Source organism: Enterobacter sp. MGH120 (assembly GCF_001037725.1).
GTDB classification, from domain to species: Bacteria; Pseudomonadota; Gammaproteobacteria; order Enterobacterales; family Enterobacteriaceae; genus Enterobacter; species Enterobacter hormaechei_C.
Window position 1 is genome coordinate 2,855,579 of sequence record NZ_KQ089940.1, and the last position, 18,350, is coordinate 2,873,928.

At 57.3% G+C, this 18,350-nt stretch carries 16 protein-coding genes; 9 read left to right on the plus strand and 7 right to left on the minus strand.

Translation table 11 applies throughout. The features are described from left to right. Positions 1 to 31 precede the first annotated feature (31 nt). The 3 genes from cybB to SK54_RS13290 all read right to left on the minus strand — a co-directional run bounded on the left by cybB (position 32) and on the right by SK54_RS13290 (position 3,081). Complete coding sequence (gene cybB, locus SK54_RS13280) at positions 32 to 562, minus strand: cytochrome b561 (RefSeq protein WP_015570570.1); 531 nt, start codon at positions 560 to 562, stop codon at positions 32 to 34. Positions 563 to 648: 86 nt separating this feature from the next. Then, a complete protein-coding gene (aldA, locus tag SK54_RS13285) occupies positions 649 to 2,088 on the minus strand; it encodes an aldehyde dehydrogenase (RefSeq protein WP_045348295.1) in 1,440 nt (479 codons plus the stop codon). Between the two features lie 198 nt (positions 2,089 to 2,286). Beyond that, on the minus strand, positions 2,287 to 3,081 hold the full coding sequence (locus tag SK54_RS13290) for a YdcF family protein (protein ID WP_072203957.1): 795 nt from the start codon (positions 3,079 to 3,081) through the stop codon (positions 2,287 to 2,289). Positions 3,082 to 3,295: 214 nt separating this feature from the next. Between SK54_RS13290 and SK54_RS13295 the strand changes: the two genes are divergently transcribed. The 3 genes from SK54_RS13295 to SK54_RS13305 are packed head-to-tail and all read left to right on the plus strand — an operon-like array spanning position 3,296 to position 7,429. Then, positions 3,296 to 4,948, plus strand: a complete 1,653-nt coding sequence (locus SK54_RS13295; protein ID WP_017384496.1) for an MFS transporter — start codon at positions 3,296 to 3,298, stop codon at positions 4,946 to 4,948. 22 nt (positions 4,949 to 4,970) lie between these two features. Beyond that, positions 4,971 to 6,053: an HlyD family secretion protein gene (locus SK54_RS13300; RefSeq protein ID WP_017693458.1), complete on the plus strand. Its 1,083-nt coding sequence runs from the start codon at positions 4,971 to 4,973 to the stop codon at positions 6,051 to 6,053. Next, entirely contained in the window at positions 6,050 to 7,429 is a 1,380-nt protein-coding gene (locus SK54_RS13305; RefSeq protein WP_045327926.1) for an efflux transporter outer membrane subunit, read from the plus strand. The genes SK54_RS13300 and SK54_RS13305 overlap by 4 nt, the downstream gene beginning before the upstream one ends. 204 nt (positions 7,430 to 7,633) lie before the next feature. Here the strand turns inward: SK54_RS13305 and hrpA are convergent, their stop codons facing one another. Next, on the minus strand, positions 7,634 to 11,536 hold the full coding sequence (gene hrpA / locus SK54_RS13310) for an ATP-dependent RNA helicase HrpA (protein ID WP_032103743.1): 3,903 nt from the start codon (positions 11,534 to 11,536) through the stop codon (positions 7,634 to 7,636). A gap of 203 nt (positions 11,537 to 11,739) precedes the next feature. Here hrpA and azoR point away from each other — a divergent pair, with 203 nt between their 5' ends. Further along, positions 11,740 to 12,345 (plus strand): FMN-dependent NADH-azoreductase, encoded by a 606-nt coding sequence (azoR, locus tag SK54_RS13315; RefSeq protein WP_015570577.1) that lies wholly within the window; start codon positions 11,740 to 11,742, stop codon positions 12,343 to 12,345. A gap of 90 nt (positions 12,346 to 12,435) precedes the next feature. After that, positions 12,436 to 13,122, plus strand: coding sequence for an RluA family pseudouridine synthase (locus SK54_RS13320; protein WP_040117617.1), 687 nt, complete (start codon positions 12,436 to 12,438; stop codon positions 13,120 to 13,122). 7 nt (positions 13,123 to 13,129) lie between these two features. On the opposite strand, the gene SK54_RS13325 is transcribed toward SK54_RS13320, so the two are convergent. Beyond that, positions 13,130 to 13,669, minus strand: a complete 540-nt coding sequence (locus SK54_RS13325) for a DUF2058 domain-containing protein (RefSeq protein ID WP_048247407.1) — start codon at positions 13,667 to 13,669, stop codon at positions 13,130 to 13,132. A 168-nt stretch (positions 13,670 to 13,837) separates the two neighbouring features. On the opposite strand from SK54_RS13325, the gene SK54_RS13330 reads away from it, so the two are divergent. Together SK54_RS13330 and SK54_RS13335 are read left to right on the plus strand one after the other, a co-directional pair. Further along, positions 13,838 to 14,812 carry a DUF1852 domain-containing protein gene (locus tag SK54_RS13330; RefSeq protein WP_045357873.1) on the plus strand — a complete coding sequence of 325 codons (975 nt, stop codon included), beginning with the start codon at positions 13,838 to 13,840 and terminating at the stop codon, positions 14,810 to 14,812. 25 nt (positions 14,813 to 14,837) lie between these two features. Then, positions 14,838 to 15,866, plus strand: a complete 1,029-nt coding sequence (locus SK54_RS13335) for a methionine synthase (RefSeq protein ID WP_048247409.1) — start codon at positions 14,838 to 14,840, stop codon at positions 15,864 to 15,866. Positions 15,867 to 15,869: 3 nt separating this feature from the next. On the opposite strand, the gene SK54_RS13340 is transcribed toward SK54_RS13335, so the two are convergent. Further along, on the minus strand, positions 15,870 to 16,802 hold the full coding sequence (locus SK54_RS13340) for a LysR family transcriptional regulator (protein ID WP_048247411.1): 933 nt from the start codon (positions 16,800 to 16,802) through the stop codon (positions 15,870 to 15,872). Between the two features lie 98 nt (positions 16,803 to 16,900). Between SK54_RS13340 and SK54_RS13345 the strand changes: the two genes are divergently transcribed. Both SK54_RS13345 and SK54_RS13350 read left to right on the plus strand, forming a co-directional pair. Continuing rightward, positions 16,901 to 17,335, plus strand: coding sequence for a DMT family transporter (locus SK54_RS13345; RefSeq protein WP_003857304.1), 435 nt, complete (start codon positions 16,901 to 16,903; stop codon positions 17,333 to 17,335). Between the two features lie 4 nt (positions 17,336 to 17,339). Further along, positions 17,340 to 17,798, plus strand: a complete 459-nt coding sequence (locus SK54_RS13350) for a DMT family transporter (RefSeq protein WP_003857305.1) — start codon at positions 17,340 to 17,342, stop codon at positions 17,796 to 17,798. On the opposite strand, the gene SK54_RS13355 is transcribed toward SK54_RS13350, so the two are convergent. Next, a complete protein-coding gene (locus SK54_RS13355; RefSeq protein ID WP_023303692.1) occupies positions 17,795 to 18,328 on the minus strand; it encodes a DUF3833 domain-containing protein in 534 nt (177 codons plus the stop codon). The two genes, SK54_RS13350 and SK54_RS13355, sit on opposite strands and share 4 nt — an antisense overlap. Positions 18,329 to 18,350 lie beyond the last annotated feature (22 nt).

Sequence of the window (18,350 nt, forward strand, 5' to 3'; positions counted from 1 at the left end):
AATGCCCTGCGGGTTAGCAGGGCATTATCGGTTACTGACGCTTTTTCGGCATCATGCGCAGCAGCGTGTTGTCCTTCCAGAAGTAGTGATGCATCAGCGCGGCAAAGGCGTGCAAACCAATCACGAAATACCCCAGATTCGCCAGCGTTACGTGCCACTCCTTTAGGGTATCCACCAGGTCAAAATTCCCCTCCGCCGCATGCGGCATCGTCAGGCCAAACGCAAACCAGTCATTTCCCCGGTTATACATCATCACCATACCGATCAGCGGCAGCGCAATGAACAGCAGGTAGATTACCAGATGCCCGAGATGGGACAGCCCGGTGATCATCGCTTTTGGTTTCGGTTGAATAGGCGGAGCCGGGAATTTGAGGCGGATAAGCAGGCGCGCCACCATCAGCACCAGGATGCTGATCCCGCAGGAAACGTGGATCATATTAATAAGCGGACGATCGGTTCTTGGGAACCACCCTCTGAACTCCATGGCGCAATAGGCCATAATGACTAACAGAAAAACCAACCAGTGAATGCTGATTTGCAGACCCGTATATTTTGTGCGCATGTTGTTTCCCGATAAAAATCATTATCGCGCCAACATAACCACCTTTCCTGAAAATGTGAACCCCCTCGCATGGAGGGGGCTCCTGATTACGACTGCAAATAGACCACCTGCGTCTGCAAATACTCATTCAGACCGTGTTTGCCATCCGCCCCGCCGATACCGGATTTACGCCAGCCTGCATGGAAGCCCTGCATCGCTTCAAAGTTTTCACGGTTAATGTAGGTCTCGCCGAACTTAAGCCCCTTAATGGCTTTCATCGCGACGTTCAGGTCCTGCGTATAAACAGACGAGGTTAAACCGTAGTCGCTGTCGTTGGCCATGTTCAGCGCCTCTTCCAGGGTGTCGAATGCCACCACTGGCAGCACCGGGCCAAAGGTCTCTTCGTGCATGATGGCCATATCCTGACGTACGTCCAGCAGCAGCGTTGGGGGATAAAAATACCCTTTGCCTTCTGCCGCTTTACCGCCAAGGACCACTTTAGCCCCCTCCTGCACCGCGCGCGCCACCTTCTGCTCCACGCGCTCCAGCGCGGCGGCGTTGATCAGCGGCCCCATGGCAATATCCGTTCGCTCAGCCGGATTGCCAAACTGGACGGCTTTCATTGCCTCGCCCAGACGATTAACAAAGCGGTCGTAGATCCCCTTCTGGACATAGACACGTTCCGCACAGTTACACACCTGCCCGGTATTGATGACGCGTGAATCCACAATGGACTTCACGGCCAGCTCGAGGTCGGCATCGTCCATCACGATGGCCGGGGCTTTACCGCCCAGCTCCAGCCCCACTTTGGTGATGTTTTTCGCCGCCGCAGCCATGATCTTCTCGCCTGCCCCGACGCTGCCGGTCATGCTGACCATCGCCACTTTCGGGTTCCCGGCCAGCTCCTGTCCGACGGTTTCACCCCGGCCCAGCACAAGGTTAAAGACGCCTTTCGGCAGGCCAATCTCATCGACGATTTTGGCAAACGCAATGGCGTTGTTTGGGGTAAATTCGCTCGGCTTGATAACGATGGTGTTACCGGTGAGCAGCGCGGGAGCGAGCTTACGGGCAATCAGGAAGAAGGGGAAGTTCCACGGCAGAATGCCGGTGGTGACGCCCAGGGCACGCTTAAACACCAGAATATTTTCGCCCGGACGGTCGCTCTGAATGATTTCCCCTTCATAACGGCGCGCCCACTCGGCCATATAGTCGATATAGTCAGCGGTAAAGTTCACTTCCACTTCCGCCAGCTGCTGGATCTTGCCGCCTTCGGCCACAATCAGCGCGCTGATTTCACTGACGCGCTCGCGGATCCCGGCGGAAATTTTGCGTAGCCAGCTGGCGCGTTCAATAGCAGGCAGCGCCTCCCAGCCAGCCTGCGCGCGATCTGCCGCGTCAATGGCCTTGCGGGCGTCCTCGGCGCTGCCATCGGGAATACGGGAAATGACCTCTTCCGTGGCCGGATTGATCACGTCAATCCATGCATCACCCTGCCAGGCAACAAACTGTCCATCAATATACATAGGATGTTGTACGGGTACTGTCATAACCTGCTCCTGTAATCACACTGTTTTTAACAAGTAAACTTAATGTTAAAAACTATAATTACCGGGGCAATTGCCTACTCTATGAGTCTGTTTTTGTGAGATATCTCATAAAAGAAACGGGTCAGCCCGTTTCCAAAATCACAAATCGGCAACACAGGATGCCCGTTTGCGTAAAAGATGGCGCAAACGGGCAGAGCATCACAGCAGGGAACGGCTCACCAGCGCGTCGGTGAGAATGACGTCGTTTCGCAAGATCTGCCACGCGGCGTCCACGTCGGCAGGGATATCGACATGGGCAATGAAATCACGTCCCGCCGGACCATAGCCGTTGATGTCGTCCCTGAGTCGCGGAAATTCACCCAGCACCAGCGACAAGTAGCGCTCTACCGGCCATAACCCCTCGACCGGGCCGCTAAACACCAGACCGTCGTCGCTGTTTTGCAGCACGGGCGTCAGGCCGGGATGACTCACCCATGCGGGCGATGCGGCCTCGTCGCGGCAAACGCGGGCAAACGTAGCCATTGTGCGACGCTGCATTGTCGGGTCCTGCACCACCAGCACCCGGGCGGCGTTCAGTCCGGATTGTTTCATCAACGCCCGGCTGAAGCGGGCGTTTTCGCCACAGTTGTTCGACTGATCCTCAACGTGAAGATGCTCGGCCGGAATGTTCCAGAATTCACGGGCGATGTCGGCCAGAATAGCCGCCTCAGCACGCCCGGTGGTGGGTATCCTGTTATAGCGGGGGTGTTTCGCAATCGCGGCGTAGAGGAAGGTCGTCGAGTGACCGATCCCGCCGCTGATGATCAGAGGAACACCCTGTTCAGCCGCGATTTTACAGGCAGCATCAATCGTGGGGATCACCGCATTACCCGCCAGAATCACCAGATCAACGGGCTGGTTGTCCTGATAGTCGTCCTGAGCAAGCCACGCCCCAACGGTATTCACGGCGTCGAGGGTTGTGCCAGGCAGACAGGGGAAAAGTGCCATTGTCATCGTTACCTCCTTACAGCATACAGAGCCTTCGATTATCCCCCTTTCCTCGCGTCATGCTATGGCATGAATGCTGAAAAAACGGGCCGGGATGTGCTCAAAAAGCACTCACATTTGATTAACATGAGAAAATCGTATTCACTTGAATTATGATTTGCGTCAGCCTTAGAATCATTAGCCCGCTCACAATTCAACTTTTTGAAAGGTAAACCCCGTTATGCGCCTGCCCCAACGCGACCCTTATGCTCCTCGCGAGTGGCAGCCACACGAGAAACCCGCCCTGCTGGGTTCCCCTTCCACCCCGGAACATCCAACGTCGAAACGAATCGCCTATGGCGTGGTCGGCCTGCTGGTGTGTCTGACCGGGGCGCTGGGTAACGCGGTCGTCACCGCCAATCTGCAAAATCTGCAAGGCACCTTTGGCGCCTGGTCGACTGAAATCGCCTGGCTCCCCGCCGTCTATGTCATGACCAACGTCTCCATCAACCTGCTGCTGGTAAAATTTCGCCAGCAGTACGGTTTGCGCGCCTTTACGGAAGGCTTCCTGGTGCTGTATGTGCTGGTCACCTTTTTCCACCTGTTTGTGAACGATCTCAGCTCGGCGCTGATGGTACGGGCGGCACACGGGATGGTCGCCGCCGCGCTCAGCTCGCTCGGCATTTATTACCAGATCCAGGCCTGGCCCGCGAAGCACCGACTGAAGGCGCTGACCATCGGCATAACCGGGTCGTCGCTGGCGATCCCGCTGGCGCGGCTGTTCTCCACCGAGCTGTTACAGCTTGATGAGTGGCGCGGGCTGTACTTCTTCGAGCTGGGTCTGGCCCTGATCTCCCTGGCCTGCGTGATGGCGCTCAAGCTGCCGCCGGGCGATCGACGCAAGGTCTTCGAGAAGAAAGATTTCATCACCTTCTTTTTGCTTGCGCCCGGCATGGCGCTGCTGTGCGCGGTTCTGTCGTTAGGGCGTCTGGACTGGTGGTTTGAAGCGCCGTGGATCGGCTGGGCGCTGGCTCTCTCGCTGGTGCTGATTGTCTCCGCGATCGTGTTTGAACATAACCGCAACAACCCGCTGCTTAATACCCGTTGGCTCTCCAGCGGCAGCATCGTACGCCTGGGGCTGATTATGCTGCTGATCCGCATCGTACTGGCGGAGCAGAACACGGGCGTCATCGGCTGGCTGCAATATGTAGGCTTACAGAATGAACAGATGACCCATCTGGCGTGGGCTATTTTCGCCGGGATCGTCTGCGGTATCGTCACCAGCTGTCTGACGATTAAGCCCACTAAACTGGCCTGGCCGATTATCACCTCGCTGGCGCTGATGATCGTTGCCTCGCTGCTGGACAGCCAGTCCAACAACCTGACCCGGCCGGATCAGCTTATATTCAGCCAGTTCCTGCTGGGCTTCGGCAGCGCGTTCTTCCTTGCGCCTGCGATGCTGGCCGCCATTGGCGGGGTGATCGCCGATCCGCGCAATCTGGTCAGCTTTTCCGTGATGTTTGGCATGAGTCAGAACCTTGGGGGCCTGCTGGGTTCCGCGATCCTCGGCACCTTCCAGACCTGGCGCGAGAAGTACCATTCCAGCCTGCTGGCTGACCAGCTCACCACCCTTAACCCGCTGGTGAACGAACGCATACAGCTTTACACCCAGATGTACAAAAGCCTGGTTGGCGACAGTTCCCTGCTGGGAACCCAGGCCATTACCCAGCTTCAGTCGGTGACGACGCTTGAGGCGAATATTCTGGCTTACAACGATACTTATCTCCTGACGGCGAGCATTGCCACTGCCACGCTGGTCTGGATTTTATGGCGCTTGCTGCGTCTGCGCATCACCGCCCGTATGGCCCTTAAGAACGCCACTGGCAACAAGTAATGACTATTTTTCAGGAGAAGTTATGAGTCAGCAGGATGCCGCCAAAGAGCAGGCCAACACCCGCAAAAATGTGCGCGTCGTTTCCATTTTCACCGCCGCGGCTATCGGCATTGTCGGGGTACTGGTGATCCTTTATGCCTGGCAGCTGCCCCCGTTCACGCGTCATGCCCAGTTTACCGATAACGCCTACGTGCGCGGCCAGACCACGTTCATCAGTCCCCAGGTAAACGGCTACATTACCGAGGTCCATGTTCAGGATTTCGCGCAGGTTAAAAAAGGCGAGCTGCTGTTGCAGATAGATGACCGCATCTATCGCCAGCGCGTCCATCAGGCCGAGGCGCAGCTGGCAATGAAAATTGCAGCCCTGAATAACAACCTGCAACAGCGCAAAAGCGCGGAAGCGGTGATTGCCAAAAACGAGGCGGCGCTGAAAAACGCCCGTGCCCAAAGTCTGAAAACCCAGGCGGATTTGAAACGCGTGAAAGAGCTGACCGCGGACGGCTCCCTCTCCATTCGCGAGCGCGATTCGGCGCTGGCCAGTGCCGCCCAGGGGAGCGCCGATATCGACCAGGCGAAAGCAACGCTTGAGATGTCGCGTCAGGATTTACAAACGGTCATCGTCAATCGCGGTTCGCTGGAAGCGGACGTTGAGAATGCGAAAGCCGCGCTGGAGCTGGCGCAGATCGATCTGCAAAACACCCGGATTGTCGCGCCGCGTGACGGTCAGCTCGGGCAGATTGCGGTGCGTCTGGGGGCGTACGTCACCGCCGGGACGCACCTTACCACGCTGGTCCCGCCGCAGCACTGGGTGATCGCCAATATCAAAGAGACGCAGCTGGCGAATTTACGCGTCGGACAGCCAGTGAAATTCACCGTCGATGCCTTAAACGATAAAGCCTATCAGGGGCGCGTGGAGAGCATATCCCCGGCCACAGGGGTCGAGTTCAGCGCTATCACGCCGGATAACGCCACGGGCAACTTTGTTAAAATCGCCCAGCGCATCCCGGTACGTATTGAGGTACTCGGTGAGCCGGAGGCGTACCGGCTGCTGCGTCCTGGCATGTCGGTGCAGGTGACCATCGACACGCGGGAGGCGAAACAATGACCCTTCGCCCGATAGCCGGCCTGCTGATAATGGCTTTCCTGGCGGGATGCCAGTCGGTAGACGTTGAGCCCGCCAAATCGTCCCTGCACATACCGGCCCAGTGGCGCGCGACGTCGGGGCCAGCCAGCCCGACAGAGCAGCTCTGGTGGCGAAATTTTCACGACAGCAATCTGAATCGCTATGTGGATCAGGCGCTGAAGAATAACAGCGACGTGCTGATTGCCCGCGAGCGGATTAACGAGTACCAGGCCCGGGTGTACGCCGCCGATGGCAGCCTGTTCCCGTCGCTTGACGCGGGCGTGACCGGGACGCGCGCGCGCTCGCAGTCCGCCGCCACGGGGCTTCCGGTATACGGTACGTTGTACAAAGGCAGCCTGACCGCCAGCTACGACGTGGATATCTGGGGCGTAAACCGCAGCACCTCCCGTGCCGCTGAAGCGTCGCTGGAGGCACAAAAGGCGGCGGCTGCGGCGGCTGATCTTACCGTCGCATCCTCGGTGGCCTCCGGGTACGTCACCCTGCTGTCGCTGGACGAACAGCTTCGCGTTACCCGGTCCACGCTGAAGTCGCGTGAAGAGGCGTTCAACCTCGCCAAGCGACAGTTTGAGACGGGATACAGCTCTCGCCTTGAGCTGATGCAATCGGATTCTGAGCTGCGCGCCACCCGCGCCCAGGTTCCACTGCTTCAGCACCAGATTGCGCAGCAGGAAAATGCGCTTAGCCTGCTGCTGGGCAGCAACCCGGGTGACGTTGCGCGCGGTGAAAGCTTTGATGCCCTGACGCCGCTGAAACTGCCCTCCCAGCTGCCGTCGACGCTACTGAACCGACGCCCGGATATCGTCCAGGCTGAACGTCAGCTGATTGCGGCGGACGCGACGCTGGCGGCATCGCGCGCCAGCCTGCTGCCGTCGATCAACCTCACGGCCACGGGATCGGTGCAGGATCGCACGCTGTCGGGATTGCTGGATAACCCGCTACAGCTCTGGAGCGTGGGCGGCAGTATTCTTGCGCCGCTGCTGAACCGTCAGGCGCTGAATGCGCAGGTAGATATCTCTCAGTCCCAGCGGAATCAGGCGCTGTATAGCTACGAAAAAACCGTGCGTAACGCGTTTGCTGAGGTGAATGACAGCCTTGATGCCATCACCCGCTATCAGGAACAGCTTACCGAGCTGCTGGCACAGCAGACGGTCGCGCAGGAGACGCTGAGGATTGCGCAAAACCGCTACCGCAACGGATACTCTTCTTATCTGGATGAGCTCGATGCGCAGCGCACGCTGTTCTCGGTGCAGACCAGCGTGGTACAGGTGAAAAACAACCTGCTGCTGGCGCAAATTGATTTGTATAAAGCGCTGGGCGGCGGTTGGGTCAGTGCGTGAAAACATGCCGGGTGGCGGCTACGCCTTACCCGGCCTACGTGCTCTACATGCTCTCCCGTAGGCCCGGTAAGCGCAGCGCCACCGGGCAACGGTTTTAACCGGAGAAACGATAAAAAGCCGGGTGGCGGCTACGCCTTACCCGGCCTACATGTTCTACATATTCTCCCGTAGGCCCGGTAAGCGCAGCGCCACCGGGCAACGGTTTTAGCCGGAAATCTGCTCCATCGCCTGCAAGATACGCTTATCCGAAATGGGATACGGCGTTCCCAGCTGCTGAGCGAAGAAGCTGACGCGCAGCTCCTCGATCATCCAGCGGATCTCCCGCACGTCGTCGTCATCGCGACGCGCCGGCGGCAGTTTGTTGAGCCACTGCTGCCACGCCTGCTGCACGTTTTCGACTTTCAGCATCTGCGCACGATCGCGATGCGGATCGACCGCCATTTTCTCCAGACGCTTCTCTATCGCCTGCAAATAACGCAGCGTATCGCCCAGACGCTTAAAGCCATTGCCGGTGACAAAGCCGCGATACACCAGCCCCGCCATCTGCGCCTTGACGTCCGACAGCCCCAGGGCCATGGTCATATCCACCCGCCCCTTCAGGCGCTTGTTGATATTGAACACGGCGGTGAGGATCTGCTCGACCTGTCTGGCAATCTCCACCACGGTGTCGTTCAGCTCCGCGCGCACCTTTTCATGAAGCTGAGCAAAGCCCTCTTCCGTCCAGACCGGACCGCCGGCCTCGTGGATCAGCTTATCCACACCGCAGGAGATGCAGTCGTCGATCAGGTCCAGCACCTTACCGTACGGGTTAAAGTAGAGCCCCAGCTTGGCTTTGTTCGGCAGCTTCTCGTGCAGATACTTAATCGGCGACGGGATATTGAGCAGAAGCAGTCGACGCAGCCCGCGCCACATCATCTGCTGTTGCTCCTGCGGATTGTCAAAGAGCTTAATCGCCACGCTGTCGCGCTCATCCACCAGCGCGGGCCAGGCTTTGACCTTATAGTTCCCGCGCTTCTGCTCGTAGCTTTCCGGAAGCTGACCAAAGCTCCAGATGTGCAGCCCGCTCTGCTCAATGCCGTCATCGGCCACCGCAGAGAGCGTCTCCTGGACTTTACCTTTCAGCGCCTCTTTCAGCTCCGTCAGAGAACGGCCTTCGAGCAGCTTTTTGTTTTTATCGTCCACCACGCGGAATGTGATTTTCAGGTGATCGGGCACCTGATCCCAGTTCCAGTCGTCGCGGTCGATGGTGGTCCCGGTCATGCGGCGGAACTCACGCTCCAGGGCGTCCAGCAGCGGCAGCTCCAGCGGCGTGACGCGGCCTAAAAACGCTTCGGCGTAGTTCGGCGCCGGCACAAAGTTACGCCGCACCGGTTTAGGCAGGGATTTGATTAACGCAATGACCAGCTCGCGGCGCAGACCGGGGATCTGCCACTCAAACCCGCTCTCTTCCACCTGGTTTAACAGCGGCAGCGGAATGTGCACCGTCACACCATCGGCATCCGCGCCCGGCTCAAACTGATAGGTCAGACGCAGCTTGAGGTTGCCCTGATGCCAGAAGTTCGGGTAATCGAGCTTGCTGACCGACTCCGCGCCCTCTTTGATCAGCATGCTCTTTTCGAAGTTGAGCAGGTCCGGGGCCTCTTTGCTGGCTTTCTTCCACCAGCTGTCGAAATGGCGCGCCGAGATCACATCGTGACTGATGCGCTGATCGTAAAACTCAAACAGCGTCTCGTCGTCCACCAGAATGTCGCGACGGCGGGACTTGTGCTCAAGCTCTTCCACCTCGGCGCGCAGCTTCAGGTTTTCGCGGAAGAAGGCATGACGCGTCTGCCAGTCGCCTTCCACCAGCGCGTGGCGGATAAACAGCTCGCGACTCAACGCCGGATCGATCTGGCTGTAGTTAACCTTACGCGCGGCCACCACCGGCAGGCCGTAGACGGTGACTTTTTCCGTCGCCATCACCGCGCCCTGCCCGCGCTCCCAGTGCGGCTCGCTGTATGAGCGTTTCAGCAGGTGCTGCGCCACTGGTTCAACCCACTCCGGATCGATACGCGCGGCGATACGCCCCCACAGACGGCTGGTTTCCACCAGCTCGGCGACCATGGTCCACTTCGGCGGCTTCTTAAACAAACCGGAGCCCGGGAAGATGGAGAAACGCGCGTTGCGTGCGCCGGTATATTCCTGCTTATCCGCATCCTTCATCCCGATATGAGACAGCAGGCCAGTCAACAGGGCGATATGAATTTCGCGGTACTCCGCCGGTTCACTGTTCACCGGGATACCCAGCTCTTTCACCACCTGGCGCAGCTGGGTGTAGATATCCTGCCACTCGCGTACGCGCAGATAATTGAGGAAATCCACCCGGCACTGACGGCGGAACTGGTTCGAGGAGAGCGCTTTTTGCTGCTCGCCAAGGTAGTTCCACAGGTTCACAAAGCCGAGGAAATCGGACTCTTTATCGTGGAAGCGACGGTGTTTTTCATCCGACGCCTGCTGCTTATCCATCGGACGCTCGCGCGGATCCTGAATGGAGAGCGCCGAGGTGATGATCATCGCCTCGCGCACGCAGCCGTGTTTTTGCGCCTCCAGCACCATGCGCGCCAGACGCGGGTCGACCGGCAACTGGCTAAGCTGGCGGCCCAATGGCGTTAGCTTGTAGGCCGTCGCCTGTTCGTCGGTGGTGATGGCCCCCAGCTCTTCCAGCAGCCGCACCCCGTCCTGAATATTGCGCTTATCCGGCGCTTCCACAAACGGGAAGGCGGCGATATCGCCCAGCCCCAGCGCGGTCATTTGCAGAATAACGGATGCCAGGTTGGTCCGCAGGATCTCCGGATCGGTAAACTCAGGGCGCGACAGGAAATCGTCTTCCGAATAGAGACGAATACAGATCCCTTCCGACACGCGGCCGCAGCGGCCCTTACGCTGATTAGCCGACGCCTGCGAAACCGGCTCAATCGGCAGGCGCTGAACTTTGGTGCGGTAGCTGTAGCGGCTGATGCGCGCCGTACCCGGGTCGATCACGTATTTAATGCCCGGTACGGTCAGCGAAGTTTCGGCCACGTTGGTCGCCAGCACGATGCGGCGCCCGCTGTGCGGCTGGAACACGCGGTTCTGCTCGCTGTTCGACAGGCGCGCGTACAGCGGCAGGATCTCGGTATGGCGCAGATCGCGCTTGCTGAGCGCATCGGCGGTATCGCGGATCTCGCGCTCGCCGCTCATGAAGATCAGAATGTCGCCAGAACTCTCGTTGCCCAGTTCGTCGACGGCATCAAAGATGGCCTGAAGCTGGTCGCGCTCGGTATCGTCAGCCTCTTCCACAATCGGGCGATAGCGCACTTCCACCGGATACGTGCGTCCTGACACCTCGATAATCGGCGCATTGTTGAAATGTTTTGAGAAGCGCTCCGGGTCGATGGTCGCGGAGGTGATGATGATTTTCAGATCCGGACGCCGGGGCAGCAGCTCTTTCAGGTAGCCGAGCAGGAAGTCGATGTTCAGGCTGCGCTCGTGCGCTTCATCGATGATGATGGTGTCGTACTGCATCAGCAGACGATCCTGCTGGATTTCCGCCAGCAGGATACCGTCGGTCATCAGCTTAACCATGGTGTTATCGCTGACGTGGTCGCTGAATCGCACCTTGTAGCCGATGCAGCCGCCCGGCTCCGTTTGCAGCTCTTCCGCAATACGGTTCGCCACGGTGCGCGCCGCCAGACGACGCGGCTGGGTGTGACCGATCAGCCCTTTCACCCCGCGGCCCAGCTCCATGCAGATTTTCGGCAGCTGAGTGGTTTTACCTGAACCGGTTTCCCCCGCGACGATCACCACCTGGTGGTCGCGTACGGCCTCAAGAATATCCTGTTTCTTCTGGCTGACGGGCAGATTTTCCGGATAGGTAATCTCCGGACGTGCGGCTTCACGCAGCACAACTTTCCCTGCCGCCTGTTCAATCTCGTTGGCCATCTCCTGGTAAATGGCCTGTTGTGCATCAGGATTTTTAACCTTCTTAACGCCGTGCAGACGGCGCGCAAACCGCTGTTTATCGCGCAGCATCAGCGAATCAAGCTTTTGCATCAGCATCGGGAAGGTCAATTTTTGGTGTTCTGTCATAGCGTTAACGGGCAGTGCACTGCCGGATAAAATCTCTTTTTAATGATTGGTATAGAGTACCACATCAGCGCCTTTCGCGCCTTATTCAAAAAATTCGAACATAGGCTTCGATATATTGCGCTATCCCTGTGGCAGGATTGTGAATAAAGTGTCAACAAGCAACGGGGCAACCCCCTCAATCAAATACAAAACAGGAATTTCCCATGAGCAAAGTATTAGTGTTGAAATCCAGTATTCTGGCAGGGTATTCACAGTCTGGTCAGCTGTCTGACTATTTCGTTGAACAGTGGCGTGAACAGCACAGCGCGGATGAAATCACCGTGCGTGACCTGGCGGCAAACCCAATTCCTGTGCTGGACGGCGAGCTGGTTGGCGCGCTGCGTCCGAGCGATGCGCCTCTTACCCCGCGTCAGCAGGAAGCCCTGGCGCTCTCCGACGAGCTGATTGCTGAGTTGCAGGCGCACGACGTTATCGTGATCAACGCCCCAATGTACAACTTCAACATTCCTACCCAGCTGAAGAACTACTTCGACCTGGTGGCGCGTGCTGGCGTAACCTTCCGTTACACCGAGAACGGCCCGGAAGGTCTGGTGAAAGGCAAGCGTGCGGTTGTACTGACCAGCCGCGGCGGTATTCACAAAGATACCCCTACCGACCTGGTCGCACCGTACCTGACGCTGTTCCTGGGCTTCATCGGCATTACCGACGTGAACTTCGTGTTCGCTGAAGGTATCGCTTACGGCCCGGAAGTGGCCACCAAAGCGCAGACCGACGCGAAAGCCGCTATCGACAGCCTGGTCGCTGCCTAAGTTTTCCCCCTCTCACCGCCCGGTGGGAGGGTTTTTCTTTTCCCCCGTATTTCGTTATCATCCGCACCCACTCTCCAGCCCGGCGGCCTGATGTCTGTCATTATCGATACGTTTATTGCACCACCCTGTCACGACGACATTGAGATCCTCTGGCAGGACGAGCATCTGCTGCTGATCAATAAACCTTCCGGTCTGCTCAGCCTGTCGGGGAAAAATCCGCAAAACCTCGATTCCGTCCACCACCGTCTTGTTCAAACCTTTCCCGGCTGCACGCTGGTGCACCGTCTTGATTTTGGCACTTCGGGTCTGATGGTCATTGCGCGTAACAAAGCGATCAACGCCGCGCTTTGCCACCAGTTCAGTCAGCGCGCCGTGAACAAGGTTTACACCGCCCTGCTGTGCGGACATGTGGAACAGGACGAAGGGACCGTGGATGCGCCGATTGCCAAAGATCCGGCGCTGTTTCCGCTGATGACGATCTGTGCCCGCACCGGTAAGCCCGCTCGCTCGCGCTATCGGGTGGTGGAACGTATTTACCAGGATACGATAATGCCGCTGACGCGGGTTGAGCTTACCCCGGAGACCGGGCGCACCCACCAGCTGCGCATTCACTGCCAGCAGTTAGGCCACCCTATTCTGGGGTGCGATCTGTATGGTGGTCTGGAATGGCCGGGGGCGGAAGAAACGCCCCGGCTGATGCTGCATGCAAGCGCTCTGAATTTTATTCATCCGCTGAGCGGCGAGACGATGAACGCCCGTCACGCCGCGCCGTTCTGAGCGGGGATTACCACATTAAATCGTCAGGGATTTTGAAGTCTGCGTACGGATCGTCTTCGTCCTGCTCTTCCTGACTCAGGGCGCTGTTTAGCACAATGCTGTCCGCATCGCGCTGGGCAATTTTATCCGCCACCACCGCCGGGATAATCGCGTAATCACAGTCGCCCTTCGCATTAATCACCAGTCGGGCAATCGCCAGACGCCCGTTGATCAGCTGGGTTTGCGTCTGCTTATCGACCTCGATTCTTTTGATCAGGTTGCCGTCGGTAAAGTTGAAGGTAATGTTGCCCTTCGCCACGGTGATGCGGTTCATCTCAATCAGCTGCTTCACCTGCGCCCTGAACTCTTTTGCCAGCACCGCCTGTTTTTGCTGTTCGCTCAGCTGCTTATCACGCTCCAGCTGGGCTTTCTTGTTCTCTTCAACAGCCTCTCTCGCCTCGCGAGCCTGGACGCGGGATTTTTTCGCCGTGCGCTGAACCTTCGCCATCTTTTTACTGCTGACTAAGCCCGCTTTCAGCATCTGCTCTTGTAGGGTGAGTTTTGTCATATTCGTTTAAACCGGTTGGAAATGTCGGGGGATTATACCTGAATCGCGCAGTTCATGAAGAACCCTCATGTTGCAGTGAAATTAAGTCACTTCCCCTGCGCCAGTGGCTCAGGCATAAATTATGCATTGATAACGTTCCGGCAACATGAACTTAGGATGCATAACCAAATGAGTCAGGCTTTCACATTTACCCTTAAGCGCAGTTGCTTTGATGAAAATTATAACCCGTCAGAAAATACGCGTACCACCACCAACTTCGCCAACCTGGCGCGTGGCGAGAAGCGTCAGGAGAACCTGCGCAATACGCTGGTGATGATCAACAACCGCTTTAACGCGCTGGCGAGCTGGGATAACCCGAAAGCTGACCGCTATGCCGTCGAGCTGGAGATTATTTCAGTCGATATGAATATCGGCGGCGATTTTACTTTCCCGGCCATCGAAATTCTGCAAACGACGATCGTGGATAAAAAAACCCACGAGCGCATCGAAGGCATCGTCGGGAATAACTTCTCATCGTATGTTCGTGACTATGATTTCAGCGTCCTGCTGCTGGAGCATAATAAAGACCGGGCCCGTTTCTCCCTCCCCGAGAATTTTGGCGAGCTGCACGGCAATATCTTTAAAAGCTTCGTTCATTCTGCGGAATATCAGGCGAACTTCAAAAAAGCGCCGGTGATCTGCCTGAGCGTCTCCAGCAAAGACACCTATCGTCGTACCGGTAACCACCACCCGGTGCTGGGCTATGAGTACCAGCCGGACGGCGAGTCGCTAACGGAACAGTACTTCGCGAAGATGGGCCTGAAGGTTCGCTATTTCATGCCGGAAAACAGCGTCGCGCCATTTGCCTTCTTCTTCACCGGCGATTTACTGCGTGATTACACCAATCTGGAACTGATCGGCACCATCAGCACCATGGAGACGTTCCAGAAGATCTATCGACCAGAAATTTACAATGCCAATTCCGCTGCGGGACAGTGCTATCAGCCCGACCTGAATCAGCAGGATCACTCATTAACCAAAATCGTCTATGACCGTGAAGAGCGCAGCCAGCTGGCCATTGAACAGGGTAAATATACCGAAGAGCGGTTTATCAAACCCTATAAAACCCTTCTTGAGCAGTGGTCTCAACACTTCACGCTTTAATTTAATACGGATAAAAGGTTCTTTTATGAAAACATTGCTCCCGACATCAACGGCTGGCAGCCTGCCGAAACCCACCTGGCTTGCGCAGCCGGAAACGCTCTGGTCGCCGTGGAAACTCCAGGACGAGGAATTACTGGCAGGGAAACAGGATGCGCTGCGTTTGTCTCTGGATGAACAGATTCGCGCCGGGATTGATATCGTCAGCGACGGGGAACAAACCCGCCAGCATTTCGTCACCACCTTTATTGAACATCTCAGCGGCGTGGATTTTGAGAACCGTCAGACGGTACGCATCCGTAACCGTTACGATGCGAGCGTGCCGACCGTGGTAGACGCGGTGGCGCGCCAGAAGCCGGTGTTTGTTGACGACGCGAAATACCTGCGCCAGCTGACTGACAAGCCGATCAAGTGGGCGCTGCCCGGCCCGATGACCATGATCGACACGCTATACGATGCCCACTATAAAAGCCGCGAAAAGCTGGCCTGGGAGTTCGCTAAAATTCTCAATCAGGAGGCCCGCGAGCTGGAAGCGGCCGGCGTCGACATTATTCAGTTTGACGAACCTGCCTTTAACGTCTTTTTCGACGAGGTGAATGACTGGGGTATCGCCGCACTGGAGCGCGCCATTGAAGGGCTGAAATGCGAAACCGCGGTACATATCTGTTACGGGTACGGCATCAAAGCCAATACGGACTGGAAAAAGACGCTCGGCTCCGAGTGGCGCCAGTATGAAGAGGCATTTCCAAAGTTGCAGACCTCGACGATCGATATCATCTCGCTGGAGTGCCACAACTCGCGCGTGCCGATGGATCTGCTGGAGCTTATCCGCGGTAAAAAAGTGATGGTCGGGGCAATTGACGTCGCCACCCAGACCATCGAAACGCCGGAAGAGGTGGCCGATACGCTGCGCAAGGCGTTGCAGTTTGTTGATGCAGGCAAGCTCTATCCGTCCACCAACTGCGGTATGGCTCCCCTTTCCCGCCAGGTCGCCAACGGTAAGCTGAAGGCGTTAAGCGCCGGGGCTGACATTATCCGTCGCGAGCTTGCCCGCTAACCTTCAGGTTTGCCAGTACAGCGGCGTACCGAATCGCTCAATATAGTAATCAATCACCGCCCTGACGTTCAGGGGCGGATGACGCGCGTTCGGGTAAATCGCCGCAATCGTCAGTGGCTCCGTATTAATTGAACACTCCATTTCCGGCAGCAGCGCCACCAGTTCACCGCTTTTGAGCCGTTCGCTCACCATCCAGTCCGGGAAAAGCACAACGCCCATGCCGCCCAGCGCCGCAATCAGGAGCGTTTCCGCGTTATTGGAGGTCATCAGCGGTACGATGGGATAGTGAACCCACGCCTCGCCCGGCTGCCGGATCAGCCAGCGGTTAGGCCCGGACGAGCCGCGGTAAACCAGACAGTGGTGACGGCTGAGATCGTCCGGCCCCTCGGGCGCGCCATGTTTTCGCAGATAGTCCGGCGAGGCCGCCAGATGATAGAACTGCTGCCCGAACACCCGGGCGTGAAACGAGGAGTCCGTCAGCGCGCCGATGCGAAAAATAACGTCCGCGGCGTCACGGTGCGGATCGATAAAATCGTCGGTGAGGGTCAGTTCAATGGAGAGACGAGGGTAACGCGCCAGAAGCCCCGGCAGGCCCGGCGCGATGTGCCTCTGTCCGAAAAAAACCGGGCCATTGATACGCAGCGTGCCCGACGGCTCGCGGGCGCGTTCATCCAGCTCGCGTCGCGCGTCCTCCATATTCCCGGCCATCGCCCGGGCATAGCGCACAAAAAGATGCCCGCTCTCTGTGGGCATAATCGCCCGCGTGTTGCGGTAGAAAAGCTGTTGCCCGAGGGCGTCCTCAAGCTGGTGGATCACGCGGGAAACCTGCGACGCAGAAATCCCTTCCCGCCTCGCCACCACGGAAAAATTCTGCGTTTCATAAACGTCGATGAAGATCAGCAGCGCGCGAATGCTGATATGTCCGGCATCCATCATTAATGCATTTCCTGCAAAGGTGTTTCCTGCATTATGGCATTTTTCTCAATGATGTTCAGACGTAATCTTCTCCGCCTGGAAAAAGGAGAAAAAGCGTTATGCACATTATTTTAATTTTACTGGTGATTGCCGGTGGCATGGGGCTGTCCGTGGAAGCCGGACTGCTGGGGCCGCTGGGCGCAGAGGTGGGCGACCTGTGGGCGGCGTTCAGCATATTCAGCGTGGGAACGGGGCTGACGTTTCTGCTGATGCTGTTTTTCAGCCCGCGCAACAGTCCCTCATTCTTTGCGCAGCCTTCATGGCACCTGTTGGGCGGCGTGCTCGGCCCGGTTTACGTCATCATTCTCACCATTGCCACGCCAGCGATCGGCATTGCCATGACGATGATCGGCATTCTGGCAGGCCAGGTTTTTAAAAGCCTGATTATTGACCATTATGGCCTGCTGGGTACGCCGCACCGCAGGATCGACACAAAACGCATTATTGCGCTGGGATTTATTATCGCCGCGCTCATTCTCGTGGCGCAGGGGTAACGTTATGACAGTGATTATGATTATTCTGGCGGTGATTGGCGGCGCAACGCTGAGCATTCAGGCTGCCATTAACGGGCAATTAGGCAGCAGCGTGGGGGTATTCAAAAGCGCGTTTCTGACGTTTTCCGTCGGCGCGCTGGTGACCGCCCTGCTGATCTTCTTTTTTGAGCCGAAACAGGCGGTCAGCCTGATGGATGTGCCCAAATGGCAGCTTCTGGGCGCCCTGTGCGGCGTGCCCTATATCGTGATTATGGTGCTCGCGGTGCAGCGCATCGGGACCGCCGTTGCCACGGTAGCGGTTATCCTGGGCCAGCTGGCCATGAGCATGCTGATTGATAACTTTGGCTGGCTGAACAATGAAGCCATTCCGTTTTCAGTGAGCCGTTTCGGGGCCGTCGTCTGCCTGAGTATTGCGCTCTTCTTCATCTACTCAAGCAGTAAACCTCAGCCCGAAGAGGATTAACCGCCCTCTTTGCGGGTAAAGAACAGCGTCACCGTGGCGACGGTGACGCCAAATTTCTTCATCTCGGTTTTATTAAACAGACGGGTGCTGTCCTGCAAATACATCCAGTCATCAAAGTGCAGCAGCCAGGTTTTACCGTCCGCCTTCACGTTCATGCTGTAGCGCCAGTTAAGGGCATTGCCCGCCGCCTGGCCTGTCGCGCCACCTTCTATGTCACCCGCCGTGCCTTCATAGCGATTCTGCCCAACGCGGCGGATATGCCAGACGCGCTGCTGCTTCTCGCCGTCATCGTAGACAAAATGTTCATTCAGGGTCAGCGTATCGCCGATAACATCCCCGGCGATCTCGACGTGAAAACGACGGATCTGCTTACCGCTGCGATCCTGCACCATCCCCCACGCCTCGGTTTTCCCCTGGAAGTAAGTAAAAATATCAAGCCGTGGCTGCTGCTGACGATACTCTGTCACCTCGGTGCTACATCCGGCCACCAGCATCGTCAGGGCAAGCGCCATTAACAGGAAACGTTTCATTGTGGTCCTCCGATTAACTGCT